Here is a 13374-nt window from a genome sequence, read left to right as displayed (position 1 = left end):
CCTGTCGTCCGGCAACTTGGCCACGCAGGGCCGATGCGATCTGGGCAAGGCTCGGTGTCATGCCCGGCGCGGCTCCCACTCCAGCCGGTCGGTCAGCGCAGCGAGGCGGTCGCCTTGGCGGATCGACAGGTTGCCGTGCAGCCTCGCGATGCTGCCGATGAAGCCGCGTTCCCAGGGCGTGAGCCGCCATAGGCAACTCTGGCAGAACGCTATGCGAGCGCGATGCTGCGCCTCCTGGCGGGGCGTGTAGGCCCGACGCCACCGGTACAGGCAAAACTCGGGTACGAGTGGCGTCGGGGCCATCATCGCGCGGCCCTCCAGGTGTCGGGGACGCCGTAGGCCAGTGCAGCGGTAGCGGCGGCTACGGCAGGGGATAAGCCGAAGCGCCTCGCGAGTGCAGCGGCTTGAAAATCCGGGGTGGCTGGGGCAGATACTTCGGTGCGTGCTGCCAAGAACGCATTTCCGAGACCCGCCGATGTTGCCACCCGCGACGTCGCGCGGGTCTTTCGCATTTCAGGGTTCCTGCTGCTGATTGCGCCGGCCGGCTCGGCGCGGGTGGATCCGGCCAGCGGGGGAGCGCCCCGCCGAAGCGGGCTCAGGCGGCGCAGGCCGCGTCGGACGACTGGTCAGCAGCCTTGCGACGCGAGCGGCGTGAATTGGGAGGCATCTCGGTTCGGCGGCTCTGGACGAGCCACGCCAGCAGATCCCAGACGAGGTACTTAGCCCCCCACGCCTCGTCCTCACGGCGCACGAATACGGGTCCGGTCCCGTTGAGCCGACGCTTGCGTAGGCGGTCCACCGGCTCACGAAGGAACCGGGCGGCTTCGTCCTCATTGAGGACTATATTCTCCGGCATCCGCATGCCGGCCGGCAGTCCGTAGTTTGGGATCTCGGGCGGCAGAAGCTCGAACAGCTGCATCGCGGCGGTCTCTCGGTGTCCGATGGCCACCATGACGACCGCCCTCCGGACATTCGACCGGACCAAAAAAGAGAGTTGCCGACAGTTGGGTGGGGCAATTGTCCGAGACTGTCTTTTTTGCCCCGGTCGAATGTCGGAAATCCTGCATCTAGCGTCGGCGGCGCGGGGACTTGGGCTCGCGCAGAGGGACGGTTCTGATGCACTCCACCAGCGGCCAGGCGCTATCTGCCGACGATGCGGCCTGGTTCGCCGAGCGACCGCACCGTGAATTTCGCTGCCGGCACCTCACGGATGCCGAGCGCGCGGCTGATGCCGACCCCTACGCCCATCGGGGCCGGCCCGGTCTCACCCGCCTCTGCTACGTGCGGCGCTCCGATGGAGCGACCGTGAACCTTTGGACCCCGATGCCCGACTTCCTGATCAAGGAGGAAGACGAGGGTCGTGCCCGGTTCGCCGCGCAGTGCCTTCCGGAGCCGCCGCCACTCGACGTGCCGGTGAAGCACATCGACCTCGATGCACTTGCGGCTCCGGCTAGAGCCAGCGTTCAGGCGCTCGCTGATGATGCGTTGGCTCAGCGCGTCATCACGGCCGAGCGCCACGCCGAGATCGTGTCTGATCTCAGCCAGCACGTCCGCCCCAGCCTCGTGCTTCAGACGGCCGACAGCGGCGCGCAGCTCTGCGCCACGGTCCCGATTGATCCCGCCCTGCTGGCTGAGCTCCGGCTGACGGGCGAACAGTAGTCCTCTGGCGGTACGAAAGGACACGGCGGATGATCGCCAGCGAACAGGCCCAGGTCGACCAAAACGGATCCCGTGCTCGGCGGGCCGTGCGGGTGGTCCCCATCACCGTCCTGAACCGGACCTACACCCTTGGGCGCGTCCCGCCGCTGGAGGTGATCGGCATCGGCCGCCGCCTCGCCCCGTTCATGCGACCGCTCATCGCCTTCGGCTTGTCCATCGAGAAGCTGCGCAAGCCCGAGGGCGAGGACGCCCCTGCAGTCGAGGGGATGTCACGACTGGAGATGTATAACCATCTCGCGGATGCCGGCGGTCCCATCCTCGACGCCCTCGCTCAGATGTCGGAGCCAGACCAAAACTACGTCATCGCGGCGTGCCTGCGGGTCACCTACGACCCGACGAACAAGATCAGCCCCGAGATGTGGGACGCGACCACCGACAGGCCGGTCAGCCAAGCGACCGCGGGCGAGGTTCTGGCCCTTACCGTCGAACAGCTCAAACTGATCCTGCCGGAGCTCTGGAGCGAACTCGGTGAGGTGCGCAACTCGTTCGCGGGGATGCTCACTGCGGCGACCGGCGGGGCGCGAGCAGCCTGATGCCCGGTCGAGCCCCCCGCCCCTTCGTGTTCGCCGGCGCGACCTACCGCGCGCCGCGGCTGTGCGCGTGGGACCAATTCGCGGCGCTCGGGCTCGTCGACATCTCGCTTGAGGATCTGCGGGAATACGCGTCTCGCGGTCGCCGCCGGGGCGCGATGCCGCCGGATGTGCCGAGTCTGCTGCGGAGCGCGATCGACGCGCTCGGGCCGGACAAGCTCGCCGAGCTGTTCGACCTGATGCTGGCGGGTGCGGAGCGCCTGGACGACGGGGCCTGGGTTCCGGTGTGGGACCCCGAGGCCGCCGACACGACCTTCCCGGATCTCGGGGCCGCGCGGACCGCCGCGCTCGTCATGCAGATGCTGATCGCGAGCCTCGGCCGCTACTTCAGCCACCGCCCATTCCGCTTCGAGCCATCGACCGATGGCATCACCTACGAAGCCCTGCAGCTCCCCAACGGCTACTCGTGGCTCCTGCGGCCCGTCGAGCGCAACATGTGCTTGTTCGAGAGCCTGCTGAATGGCGCGATCGATCTCGCAGACATCGCGCTGATGAACGACGCGATCTCGGTGGCGGCCGAGAACCAGAGCCGGGCCCAGGCGGCGCTCGACGCACATCTCAAGATGAACGCGGGGGTCTGAGCGATGGCAGCCGGCACCCTGACCAACGTGCTGATCCAGTACGCGAGCCGCCGGATCGGGCCGATCATCCCCGACGTGGTGATTGAGGAGGCGCACCAGGATCGTCTCGTCGTCACGCCCCATCCGGTCGAGGGCGGCGGGTTCGTCAGCGACCACGCCTACAAATTAAACCCGGTCGTCGAGCTGCGGGTCGGTTTCTCGGACTCGACGTTCGGGATCCCGGGGTATGGCCGGGCGCGGTACGACGCCCTGCAAAAGCTGCAGAACGACAAGCAGCCGATCACGATCTTCACCGGCAAGCGCATGTACAACAACATGCTGCCGGTTGGCCTGTCCGTCGTCACAGATGCCCGATCCGAGAACGCCCTGATCGCCATCCTGGCGCTCGAACAGATCACCATCGTCTCGACTCAGACGAGCAACGATCAGACGACGGCGAAGGTCGGCGACACCGCCCCGCCCGGCAATCAGCCGGTCGTGAACGGGGGCAACGTCGAGACGCGGGATGTCACCGCTCAGAACTTCGCTGGGGCCTACAACCCCGGAAGCGGGACGCCGGTCGGCCCCGGCGCGTACAACCTCGACGGGACGCCGGCGACCGGTCAGGGCTTCGGCCTCAACACGCCCGGGGCGGACATCCCGCTGTCCCAGAACCCCAACCTGAGCGGCCTCAGCCCGCCGACCGAGATCACGCTGCCTCAGCTCAGCGTCACCTCGCCCGAGCCGATCGGTGGTCTACAGGGCGCGGGCCCCGATCAATACAACATGTTCGGAGGCGGCCCGTGAGCGGTACACCCCAGGAAATCCCGATGCAGCCGGGCAACCGGACGTTCGGCGTCACGCTCGCCGGCAAGCCGTACCTCATGCGGCAGCTGTGGAATGATGTCGCCGATCCGCCCTTCTACGCGATCGACATCACCCCTGCGAACGGCGACACCTTCGCCGACGGCTCGACGCTGCTGGCCGGACTGCCGCTCCTGACCGGCGTCGATCTGTTCGGTCAGTTTGGATACCTCGGCATCGGCGGCAAGCTGGTCGTGACAAGCGACCGGGACACCGGCGAGGACCCGACGCAGGACGGTCTCGGTGTGACCTCCCGCCTCTACTTCATCCCGGACTGAGCCGATGGATCAGAGGACACGCTCCGACGATCTGACCGAGCTGATGGCGACCTGGGCCGACAATGTGCTCTCGCGCGTCCGGATCGCTGTGCCGGTGAAGCTCGTGAAGGACAGCGACGGGCAAACCGTCGAGGCTCAGCCGCAGATCCAGGGCCTCGCCCTCCAGCCGGACGGGACGACGAAGTTCATCGACCTGCCGTCCTTCGCGGACATGCCAATCAACAGCCACGGCGGTGGCGGCATCACCACGACCCACGCCCACAAGGAGGGGGACGAGGGTCTCGCGCTGATGACGCAGCAGGCCTTCGAGGTGTGGTTCCAGCGCGGCGGCATCCAGCAGCCGGGCGATGTCCGGATGCACGCCCTCTCCGACGCCTTCTACGTCCCGGGCGTCCGAAACCAGACACGGGCGCTGAAGGGGGTCTCCACCACCTCGACGCAGACCCGGACCGACGACAAGCAGACCGTCCTCGACGTGTCGCACATGGCGCTGACCTCCGTCCGGAAAGACACCGCGCACCAGGTCAACGACAACGCGGTGCAGTCGCAGAAGGGCAGCTCCAGCCACGTGGTCGACGCGCAGGGCATCCAGTCCACCGGCGGCAAGTTTTTCTGGAATTGCTGATGGCTGGCGGCATCTCCCTTCCCGCGGCCCTGCAACTCCTCGATGGGCAACCGCACCGCAAGGTGGTCAGCGCGTTCTTCGAGCGCCTGCCGCTCGCCAAGGTGCTGTCCGGCGGCGACGTCTCCGGCCTCTTGAAGAAGGTGATGGCGGACGGCAACCTGTCGAGCGTCCTGTCGAACCCAATGGGCGTGCTCACGGGGGCCCTACAGGCCCAGGTCGGTCAGGCGGCTGCCCAGCTTCAGGCTGCTGGCTTCTCGGCCGCCAGCGGGCTGATTTCGAGCCTGACGAGTGCATCCGGCCTGGCCGGCGCCGTCGCGGCATTTCAGGCGGCCGGCGACAACCTCTCCGGATTGACGAACGGGCAGGCCGGCCTGTTCGCCTTGGCCGGGCACGATAGCCTCCTCGGGATGCTCGGGGATGCCGCGCCGGCCGTGCTGGCCGCAGCGCGCGTCTTGGGGCCGACCGCCTCGCCCGATCTCTTGAATGCCATCACGGGTGGCATTCCCGGCATGGTCTCGGCGGTGATCGGCGGCACCATGACGGCCGACGCCGCAACCGCGTGGGTGCAGCAGCAGACGATCGCGCTCCAGGGCGTGGTGATGGCCTCAGCTGATGCGCTTGCGCAGGGGCAGGCGATGCAGATGCTTGCCTCGACTGTCGCCACGGTCTCGGGCCTCATGGCGCTGCCACCGGGTGCGACGGCCTCACCGATCCAGGCCGCGATCGCGGGGTTCGTCCTCCCCGCGGCCCGCGCCGCGATGGATGTCGCGAACGCCGCCCAGCGGCCGGAGCAAACCCACGACCCCGTGGACACCGCCGGCATGACTTCGCTCGGAGGCTAAGCGGCCATGGCGCAGCAGTACCTCAGGCAGGTGAAGGCCGAGATCAGCGGGGGACCGACGTTCCAATACGACGGCACCGTGCCCGAGCCCAGCAATGGCGAGGGTGGGCCCGGCCTGCGCATCCGGTTCGAGGTGACCCAGAAGGATCTGAGCACGCCGAACGTCCTGAACCTGTTCATCACCAACCCCGCGCCGAGCCGGGTGCAGCCGGCCCTGTACGAGAACAAGAGCGTCACGCTGAACGCGGGCTTCGCCGGCAACTTTGGTCTGCTGTTCAAGGGCCAGATCCGGCAGGCCCGGGTCATCATGGAGAACGTGACGGATCGGGTCCTGCACATCCTCGCCACCGACATGGGCCGGCCGCGGAACTATGCGGTGCTGTCCAGTTCACTCTCGTCCGGGCACACCCTGCGTGACCGCGCCAACCTCGCCATCAAGGCCTTTGAGGCGATGGGGGTGAAGACCGGCTACATCTGCCCACTGGCACCGGACGTGAAATTCTCTCGGAGCTTCGCCTTCTCAGGGCCGGCGCACGAGCTGATGCGCCAGGTGTGTCAGGCAGCCAAGGCGAGCTGGTCCATCCAGAACGGCACCCAGCAGATCGTCCCGAACGACACGCCGCATCCGGGCAAGGGCATTATCACCTTGAACCGCAACACCGGCCTGATCGGGCTGGCCGAGCAGACCATCCAGGGCATCGAGGGACGCGCCCTGCTCAACCCGCAGATCGTGCCGACGAGCGTGGTCAAGATCGACGATGCCGCTATTCAGCGAGCTGCGATCAGCCCTGGATACACGGCCGCCCCAGCAAACGCGCAGATCCAGAAGCTCGACGCCGACGGTAACTACAAAATTTACTATGTCGGGCACAGCGGCGACACGCGTGGGGGCGACTTCCTCACGTCGTTCATCGGCACTCGACTGAGCCAGAACCGCATCTCCGCGGCGATGGCTGCCCGGGGCATCACGCCCAACTACCCCAATGCTCCGGCGAACTAGGATCGGCCATGGCTGACGATATCCTCAAATCGCTCTTCGTGTCCCTCGGCTGGAAGAACGACGAGGCAGGACAAAAGAAGGTCGAGCGGAGCGTTGCGGACTACGAGAAGACGGTCCGCGAGGCGGAGAAGCGCGTCGAGGCGGCCCGGCGCGCCGCGGCGGCGACCACGCAGCAGACCGACGAGCAGATGGCTCGGGACGATCTGCGGGCGGCGCGCGAGGCCCTCAGGGCGGCCAAGGAGACCGAGGAAGCGGCCCGGAAGGTCGCTGCGGCCAAGCAGAAGGAGGCTAAGGAGAGCGCCGAGGCCATCGCCCTTGCGATCACGAAACTCAACCTGTTCGTGGATGCGACCATCGCGGCCGGTCAGAAGATCGGTAGCGCCATCGGTGGTGCGATCACGGGACTGGCGCAGCTCAACTACGTCGCGGGCCGCACCGGCGCGTCGGTCCAGAGCATCAAGGGCTTGGGCTACGCCTTCTCGCAGGTCGGCGGCAGCGTCGGCCAAGCCATGTCGGCACTCGAGAGCTTCGCCCGCAGCACGCGGACTAACGAGGGCTTGGCTGGCTTCGTGAAGGACCTCGGCGTCGACACCACCAAGGACAAGGCGCTACAGCTCCTCGATGTCATCGATACCCTGAAGAAGGAGGGGTATCAGGTCGGCTCGCAGCAGGCCGAGATGCTCGGCATCCCCGAGGAGACGTTCAATCTCCTCGCGCGGTACGGGGATCAGGTCCGGCACTTCTACGCGGAGCGCGCCAAGGCGGCGAAGGACTTCCACCTTGACGAGGAGGAGGCAGCCAAGGCCAGCGCCCGCCTGATGCAGGGCCTTGGGTCCTTGTCGGCCACGGTCGAGGTGGCGTTCACGAAGCTCCTGACCTCGGCAGCGCCGCGCCTGTCAAAGTGGATCGACGACCTGCGGGACTGGATCCAATCGCATCAGAAGGAAATCGGCGAGTTCCTGGAATGGATCGCTCAGAAGGTCGAGTGGGTCGGTCAGAAGATCACCGAGTTCGTGGAGGGCATGGCTGGGACCCTTCAGGACAAGGAGAAGCAGAAGGCCTTCGACGAGTGGAAGCAGGGCTTCACCGACATCGGCAACGCTGCCCAACGTCTGCTGGATCTGTCCGAGAAGCTGGCAAACTCGAACCTATGGAAGGTGCTCAAGCTCCTGACGATCGACAATCCGCTCGCGAACTGGCCCCTGCGCCTGCTCTCTTCGGCGGTCGGCACGGCAGAGGCCAGCACGGGGGGCGGTGGGCTCAATGCGCAGGCATCGTCTGTCGGAGCTGTGCCGCCGGATGAGCGCTCCATGTTGCAGAAGATCTTGCCGAAGGCTTTGGGAGGGAGGGATGCGCCGGCGGCCGGTGACGGCTCACGGTCGTGGCGCAACAACAATCCCGGCAACTTGAAAGACGGACCCTTCGCCCGCGCACACGGCGCGGTAGGTGTCGATGACAAGGGGTTTGCGCGCTTCCCGTCTTACGATGCTGGACGCAAGGCGCAGGAGAGCCTGTTGTTCGATGACCCACGGTATAAGCGCCTGTCGATCAAGGATGCGATCGCCAAGTATGCGCCGGCCGGTGATGGGAACGACCCCACGGGATATGCTGCGCAGGTTGCGCGAGCCGCTGGCGTCGGCGTGGATGCGCCACTGTCGAGCCTAACTCCGGAGCAGCGCGGGCGCTTCCTCGACGCACAGCAGCGCAAGGAGGGCTGGATCCCCGGCTTCAGCGCCACGTCGAGCGACGCGCCCGCGCCGGCCGGCACACCGCGGCTGCGGACCGGCCTCGCGACCGTGCGCGCCAGCAGCGGGCGGACGTTCCAAGTCGCCGCAGAGTTCGCGGCGAACTTCCAGGGCTTTATTGACGACTACGAGAAGGCCGGCGGCGTCATCGGGCCGCACAGCGGCGGCAACAACGAGCGGCCCGGCAACGCGAGCTACCACCCGGTCGGGCGGGCGATCGACGTGAACCAAGTCGGCCGTGGTGTCCGAGCGGGCGGCCGCACCCTCCCGCTCGACGTGGAGGATGCGCTTGCGGCGAAGTGGGGCCTGCGCTCCGGCAACAGCTTCCGCAGCAACGACAACGGTCATTTCGAGGTGCATCGTGCCGAGATGGCGCGCGCTGCCATAGAGCGAATGAAAGCCCAGACCGACTCTGATAGGACGATCACTAGGGCGCTAACGGCACCGACCCCGCGGCCGGTGCTCCGGATGGATCCCGGCGGCTTCGACGTAAACGCATTGACGCGTCCGGCTTCGCCTTTAGCGACTGGATCAGTCACGAATAGCTCTAGCAGCACCTCGAAAGTGCTCAATCAAACAAACAACTATAACGTTGATATTAAAGACAGCCGAGGCCCGGAGGCTCACGCTAAAGCCTTCAAGGATACTGGAACGCAAATGGGTCAGTTGCACCTTGAGAATGCGCAGAGGGCATTCGCGTGATCATTATCAATCGGGCGCGCTATCGATGAAACTTTGGAGGCGGGAGCGTGGCCCCTTCATCCTGTAACTGCAATTGAAGCTGCGAGGTCACAAATTTAGCGAGATAGCTGTAATATGCGTGATCTTCTGACCCCTGATTTCTGGCAAACTCAACGCAATCTTTCTGCCGCAACGCCGAAAGCCGACCCCAAACTATCTTGATATAATCATACCGATGTTGCTCGTCGCGCACGCAAGCTGCGGCGAGCGCTCGGTCTCCGAGACCTGCACAGGCACGATCAACATCATGCGACGGGATCGGCACATCGTCAGCCGCCTGAGCTGTCCCTATCGCGGTAACGACAATCACGGCGGCGAGGGCGGAGCGCATGGCGACCAGAATAGGCGAACACGCGCCAGTCGGCGAGAGCGAGCGACAGCGTCAGTTCGGTTTGTTGGCCGTGCGCGTGTCTGCCGGTGCTGCCAGCGTCTCCGAGAACGACTGCACGATCAGCCGTGCAAGGTCGTCCCCGAAGCGCAAACGAAGGGGTCGCAAGTTTCCGAACTCAGCCTCAATCAGGTTGTTACCGTCTCCATCTACGCCGGTCGCCAATGTCTCAACCATATAGTCAAGCAACATTTCTGGGCGACCTGACTGCTCAGGATGAGGCGAGCCGTGTTTCTCCAGTAGTGAGATACAGGCAACGCAGAACCGTTCGACAGACGGCTGGTCAAGCCGTAGGCGAGCTTGTGCGCCCTGAGGGCCTTGGATCAGCAGGACGAAATGCCCGTCCTCAAACCGAAGATCGAGCATCGCCCTACACTGCCTCCGATCCAGCACTACCGGTCGCCGTAATCATCACGGGGCGCATTCGATGTGATCAGGCAGCCACCGGCTCGGCTGCTCTTCGAAGTACCTCCTCGCCCCACTGATTGAGGCTCTTCCCCGACAGTTCCGCCGCGATGGCCACGTTGGCGTGCAGTTCCGGAGTGACCCGAAATTGCAAGCTCCCAGAAAACGGACGCTGCGGATCTTTGCCGACCTTGGCGCAGGTATCGACATAATCGTCCACGGCCTCTCTGAACGCAGCTTCCAGATCGCTCACCGTGTCAGCGTGGAACCCGACCTTGTCCCCAATGCCGGCGATTGAGCCGAAGAAGATGTGATCCTCGGCATCGAACTCGACGCGCGCGGCGTACCCTCTGTGCCTCAATACGTTGCTCATCGAACCGTCTCCTCGCTCGTGCCTGCTTCCTTGTCGGTGTCGTCCTCTGCCTCATCGGAAGCCTCAGCAGGGGCCAATCCGATCTGCGTCAGAAAATCTCGCGCATCCTTGATCTGATACCGCTTTGCCTCCTTTGCCGGATGCGGGCGGTGAAACGTGGCGATGCGGTCTTCCTCTCCTTCCGCGACATAGGAAAACCGCACCCGCGACCCTTCGCCTTCAATTACTACGCAGCCCGCAGCGACCAGCATCGCCTCGACGGCCGCCCATTCGATCGTTCCCGACACCGGATCGGTGAACACCTTCTTCAGCGTCTTACGGTGTCGGTTGTTCATGCAAGCATAATGCGCTTGCTCCGAAATAGTTGCAAGCAAAAATTGCTTGCGGCAGTGTGCTGAGGGTCACTCATGTCCGCCAATCTCAACGCCCTCCTCGAACGCCTGAAGGCGCACCAGCGCGATCTGATCCTCGCGATGGCCGAGCACGACGGAATGCCGGCTAGCAGCGCCCTCCGTCAGGTCGCGGAGCTGGAGAACGTGATTGCCGCCGTCGAGGCCGTGGCGGGGGAAGAGGTCAACCGGGCACGGAAAGCTCGCTGAGGAACTACGATGGCGGATGGCACCTGGACCGAGGCGGTCAAGTTCTGGGGCGGCCTCGCCGGAATTGGCACCGCCGCGTTCACCCTATGGGATCGCGCCGTCCGCTCGCGCCCGTGGGTCGAGCCGCACATCACCCTGAGCGCTGGCTTCCCGCTCGGTATGGCGGAGATCGATACGCCTCCGCATCTGCGCGTTCACAACCCCAGCAGGCGCACGATCGGGATCCGAACTGTCGTGTTCCACGGCCGTGGCATCCCCCGGCTCGCGCTCACCGAGGATGTCGGCCGGGACGTTCATCCCAAACGGTTGTTGCCGATCGGGGCCGGAAAGAGCCGGTTGTTCGAGGTTATGTGGGTGGTCGAGCCCGGCCAAGACGCCGAGGCGACGGTCTGGATCGTGATCTGGTGGCGTCCGCTGGCGGCGGTACTTCCGCGGGTGCCGATCCTCCTGCGAACCTCGGTCGGAACCTTGATCCGCCTCCAGGACGCCGAGGCCCAGCGGGCGCGGGACGAAGAGGAGGCACGTCGGCTCGGCACGGCACCTGTGCTCATGGAAGCGGGGCAGGGGTAAGTGCGGCATCCGCAATTGGCCAGCCGCTACGCCTCGGCGGCCTTCTCCGGAGGATCGGTCAGCTCATGGAATGTGGCCTCCAGCACGCCCATCGTGTGTTCAATGGCGTTCCTCAGATTGATGGCGCTGAACTGGTCCCAGAGGACCGTGACACCGCCGACCTCGTCGCCGAGGTAGCTCGCATCGCATTCCAGTTCGCCGACGAAGCCCGGCGCAACGATCTCATAATCCTTCGATCCGAAGCCGGGGTTGAGCTTCGCCCGTGTCAGCCGCGCGTGCTTGGAGGCATTGGCGAAGGCTTGAACGGTGGCATAGCCAAATGTGCCTGTACCGGGAACGCCACCCTGCCCGAGGTGGCTCTTGGTGTCGTTGAACCGGGTGATCTCCCGCTCGGCCTTCTTTCCGTCCGCGATCCGGTTCTGAAACACGTGATCGACTGTGTGCAGCAGTGCCATGCAGGCCAACATGCCGCGACGCGGGTCATCGTGCTGGGCGAAAAATTCCTCAACCGTCGGGCGGACGATGAGATCATAGTACTCGCGCGCTCGATACACAGCGCCCCCCCTATCTATGCCGCATCATGCCGGCTGGGTTCACCCTGCACCAGACTGCCGAGCCAGAGATCCTGAGGGGTACGACGGCATTTCGGGGAGATACCACCACCCTCGTCAGTAGGCCTTCAGGGTCCCACGACCGATGTGATCGCCGTAGCGCAGTCGCGCCTTCACGCGGATGTCCTCGAATGGCAGGCCGCCTTGCGCCGCCGACATCTGCTTGAGGCACTTGTGCATGCCCTCAGCGAAGCCGTTGGTCCGCTTGTCCCTGTAGAAATTGAGGATGTAGCGCCGGTGGCGCGCTAGCATCTTCACAACGTTGGCGAAGTCGCCCCTGAGCCGCTCATCCTTGATGACCTCCTTGAGAAGGGCGTGCATGCCTGAGCGTGCAAGCTTCTCGCTGTCGTACTCGTAGAGCTCTTGGAGGTCCTCCTTGAACCGATAGGCCTCACGGAGGTACTCGCCGTCGAAGACATGCGTCGGGACCGACCTTCGAGGCGTCAGCAGGTCTCCTGTCAGCCTGATCGCCCAGATCCGCTTGAGTTTCTCCTCCTTTCTCAGGTCCGGCAGGGGTCCCCGCCGCTGCATGAGGAGATCGTCCACGTCCCGGATCTTCATGACCTCCGGCTGTCCGCCCTTCTCTCTGCGTAGGGCGGAGATCACCCGTCCCCGGGCCTGGCTCATGGCGCGGTTGATCGGCTTCACGATGTGGAAGCGGTCTACGACGATGATCGTCTTGTCCCGGTCGAACAGTTCTTCGACGAGCCTGATGTACGACGAGTGCATGTCGCAGACCACCGTCCGCACCTCGTGCCGGTTGGTAATGCCCTTGAAAAAGGTTTCGACCGTCGGCTTGAGGTGATCCTCCAGGACGTCGATGACAGCTCCTGCCACCGGGTCGTAGCAGATGAACCGGAGCTTGCCGTCGAGCCTCGTCTCGTCGATGCAGATGACCTCCGGCAGCCGGGTAGTTCGGAAGGGCAACGTCACGGCTGCCGACGCATCGAACACCTTCGTGAGTTTCTTGCGATCCAGCCCCAGCATGTTGGCGGCCTGCACGTTGGAGTGCTTCGTGGCCGTGTGGAGGATGTCGCGGCGCAGACGCTTCGTGACCGCGAGATCCTCATCGACGCTCGGCACCGCCTGGACGATCATCGCCTTGCAGTCCGGGCAGCGCTTTTTGATCCGCATGATCCTCAGGCGGGTCGGCTCGCGCTCGTAGGGCTTATCGGCGACGTACAGCGGCACCGCCCCGTGCTTGATGAACCTGTGGTTCGGGCAGGTCAGCGGATCCGAGCCCTGATCCAGGCCGCGCCACTCGATCTCGTCGTCCGGCAGGGTGATCTTGCAGTCGATGACGTAGCCGTTGCGCCGCTTGTTCGGATCGACCGGCTTGGTGGGCTGCGGCCCCCGCCGCGGGATGATTTCCCGCTTCGGCACCCCGATCGGCTGAAGGCCGTACATGTCTTCGCCGAACCACCAATTCCGTTTCACGCGCGGCTCCAAGGACTTGCTGCGCGAA

Annotated in this window: 18 protein-coding genes; 11 read left to right on the top strand and 7 right to left on the bottom strand. The window is 65.2% G+C overall.

The genetic code is table 11. The features are described 5' to 3' along the window. Positions 1-57: 57 nt before the first annotated feature. Complete coding sequence (locus BLQ49_RS29310) at positions 58-303, bottom strand: hypothetical protein (RefSeq protein ID WP_143012340.1); 246 nt, start codon at positions 301-303, stop codon at positions 58-60. A 292-nt stretch (positions 304-595) separates the two neighbouring features. Continuing rightward, positions 596-952, bottom strand: coding sequence for a hypothetical protein (locus BLQ49_RS26960; protein ID WP_091722234.1), 357 nt, complete (start codon positions 950-952; stop codon positions 596-598). A gap of 164 nt (positions 953-1116) precedes the next feature. Here BLQ49_RS26960 and BLQ49_RS26955 point away from each other — a divergent pair, with 164 nt between their 5' ends. From BLQ49_RS26955 to BLQ49_RS26915, 9 genes are read left to right on the top strand one after another with little or no spacing between them, the layout of a single operon-like run. Then, positions 1117-1659, top strand: coding sequence for a hypothetical protein (locus BLQ49_RS26955; RefSeq protein ID WP_091722231.1), 543 nt, complete (start codon positions 1117-1119; stop codon positions 1657-1659). A gap of 29 nt (positions 1660-1688) precedes the next feature. Further along, entirely contained in the window at positions 1689-2252 is a 564-nt protein-coding gene (locus BLQ49_RS26950) for a phage tail assembly chaperone (RefSeq protein ID WP_091722227.1), read from the top strand. Then, positions 2252-2890: a DUF6889 family protein gene (locus BLQ49_RS26945; RefSeq protein WP_091722224.1), complete on the top strand. Its 639-nt coding sequence runs from the start codon at positions 2252-2254 to the stop codon at positions 2888-2890. The genes BLQ49_RS26950 and BLQ49_RS26945 overlap by 1 nt, the downstream gene beginning before the upstream one ends. A gap of 3 nt (positions 2891-2893) precedes the next feature. Beyond that, on the top strand, positions 2894-3676 hold the full coding sequence (locus BLQ49_RS26940) for a phage baseplate protein (protein WP_091722222.1): 783 nt from the start codon (positions 2894-2896) through the stop codon (positions 3674-3676). Continuing rightward, entirely contained in the window at positions 3673-4011 is a 339-nt protein-coding gene (locus tag BLQ49_RS26935) for a phage baseplate plug family protein (protein ID WP_143012339.1), read from the top strand. The genes BLQ49_RS26940 and BLQ49_RS26935 overlap by 4 nt, the downstream gene beginning before the upstream one ends. Before the next feature lie 4 nt (positions 4012-4015). Continuing rightward, positions 4016-4636: a Gp138 family membrane-puncturing spike protein gene (locus BLQ49_RS26930; protein ID WP_091722217.1), complete on the top strand. Its 621-nt coding sequence runs from the start codon at positions 4016-4018 to the stop codon at positions 4634-4636. Then, a complete protein-coding gene (locus BLQ49_RS26925; RefSeq protein ID WP_091722214.1) occupies positions 4636-5478 on the top strand; it encodes a hypothetical protein in 843 nt (280 codons plus the stop codon). The genes BLQ49_RS26930 and BLQ49_RS26925 overlap by 1 nt, the downstream gene beginning before the upstream one ends. A gap of 30 nt (positions 5479-5508) precedes the next feature. Beyond that, a complete protein-coding gene (locus tag BLQ49_RS26920; protein ID WP_143012338.1) occupies positions 5509-6477 on the top strand; it encodes a hypothetical protein in 969 nt (322 codons plus the stop codon). Between the two features lie 8 nt (positions 6478-6485). Next, positions 6486-8924, top strand: coding sequence for a hypothetical protein (locus BLQ49_RS26915; protein ID WP_091722208.1), 2439 nt, complete (start codon positions 6486-6488; stop codon positions 8922-8924). 421 nt (positions 8925-9345) lie between these two features. On the opposite strand, the gene BLQ49_RS29305 is transcribed toward BLQ49_RS26915, so the two are convergent. The 3 genes from BLQ49_RS29305 to BLQ49_RS26905 form a co-directional block, all read right to left on the bottom strand. After that, positions 9346-9717, bottom strand: coding sequence for a hypothetical protein (locus BLQ49_RS29305; RefSeq protein ID WP_143012337.1), 372 nt, complete (start codon positions 9715-9717; stop codon positions 9346-9348). Between the two features lie 67 nt (positions 9718-9784). Then, positions 9785-10129: a type II toxin-antitoxin system HicB family antitoxin gene (locus tag BLQ49_RS26910; protein WP_091722206.1), complete on the bottom strand. Its 345-nt coding sequence runs from the start codon at positions 10127-10129 to the stop codon at positions 9785-9787. Further along, complete coding sequence (locus BLQ49_RS26905; RefSeq protein ID WP_091722203.1) at positions 10126-10464, bottom strand: type II toxin-antitoxin system HicA family toxin; 339 nt, start codon at positions 10462-10464, stop codon at positions 10126-10128. Before BLQ49_RS26905 ends, BLQ49_RS26910 begins: the two co-directional genes overlap by 4 nt. A 72-nt stretch (positions 10465-10536) precedes the next feature. Here BLQ49_RS26905 and BLQ49_RS26900 point away from each other — a divergent pair, with 72 nt between their 5' ends. Together BLQ49_RS26900 and BLQ49_RS26895 are read left to right on the top strand one after the other, a co-directional pair. Continuing rightward, a complete protein-coding gene (locus tag BLQ49_RS26900) occupies positions 10537-10728 on the top strand; it encodes a hypothetical protein (RefSeq protein WP_091722201.1) in 192 nt (63 codons plus the stop codon). 9 nt (positions 10729-10737) lie between these two features. After that, positions 10738-11298: a hypothetical protein gene (locus tag BLQ49_RS26895; RefSeq protein WP_091722199.1), complete on the top strand. Its 561-nt coding sequence runs from the start codon at positions 10738-10740 to the stop codon at positions 11296-11298. Positions 11299-11324: 26 nt separating this feature from the next. Here the strand turns inward: BLQ49_RS26895 and BLQ49_RS26890 are convergent, their stop codons facing one another. Next, positions 11325-11852: a hypothetical protein gene (locus tag BLQ49_RS26890; protein ID WP_091722196.1), complete on the bottom strand. Its 528-nt coding sequence runs from the start codon at positions 11850-11852 to the stop codon at positions 11325-11327. A 114-nt stretch (positions 11853-11966) separates the two neighbouring features. Next, entirely contained in the window at positions 11967-13346 is a 1380-nt protein-coding gene (locus BLQ49_RS26885) for a transposase (RefSeq protein ID WP_143012336.1), read from the bottom strand. Positions 13347-13374 lie beyond the last annotated feature (28 nt).

This window comes from Methylobacterium phyllostachyos (genome assembly GCF_900103445.1).
Classification (GTDB): domain Bacteria; phylum Pseudomonadota; class Alphaproteobacteria; order Rhizobiales; family Beijerinckiaceae; genus Methylobacterium; species Methylobacterium phyllostachyos.
Note: the sequence above shows the minus strand (reverse complement) of the source record. Positions and strands in the feature narration are given on the sequence as shown.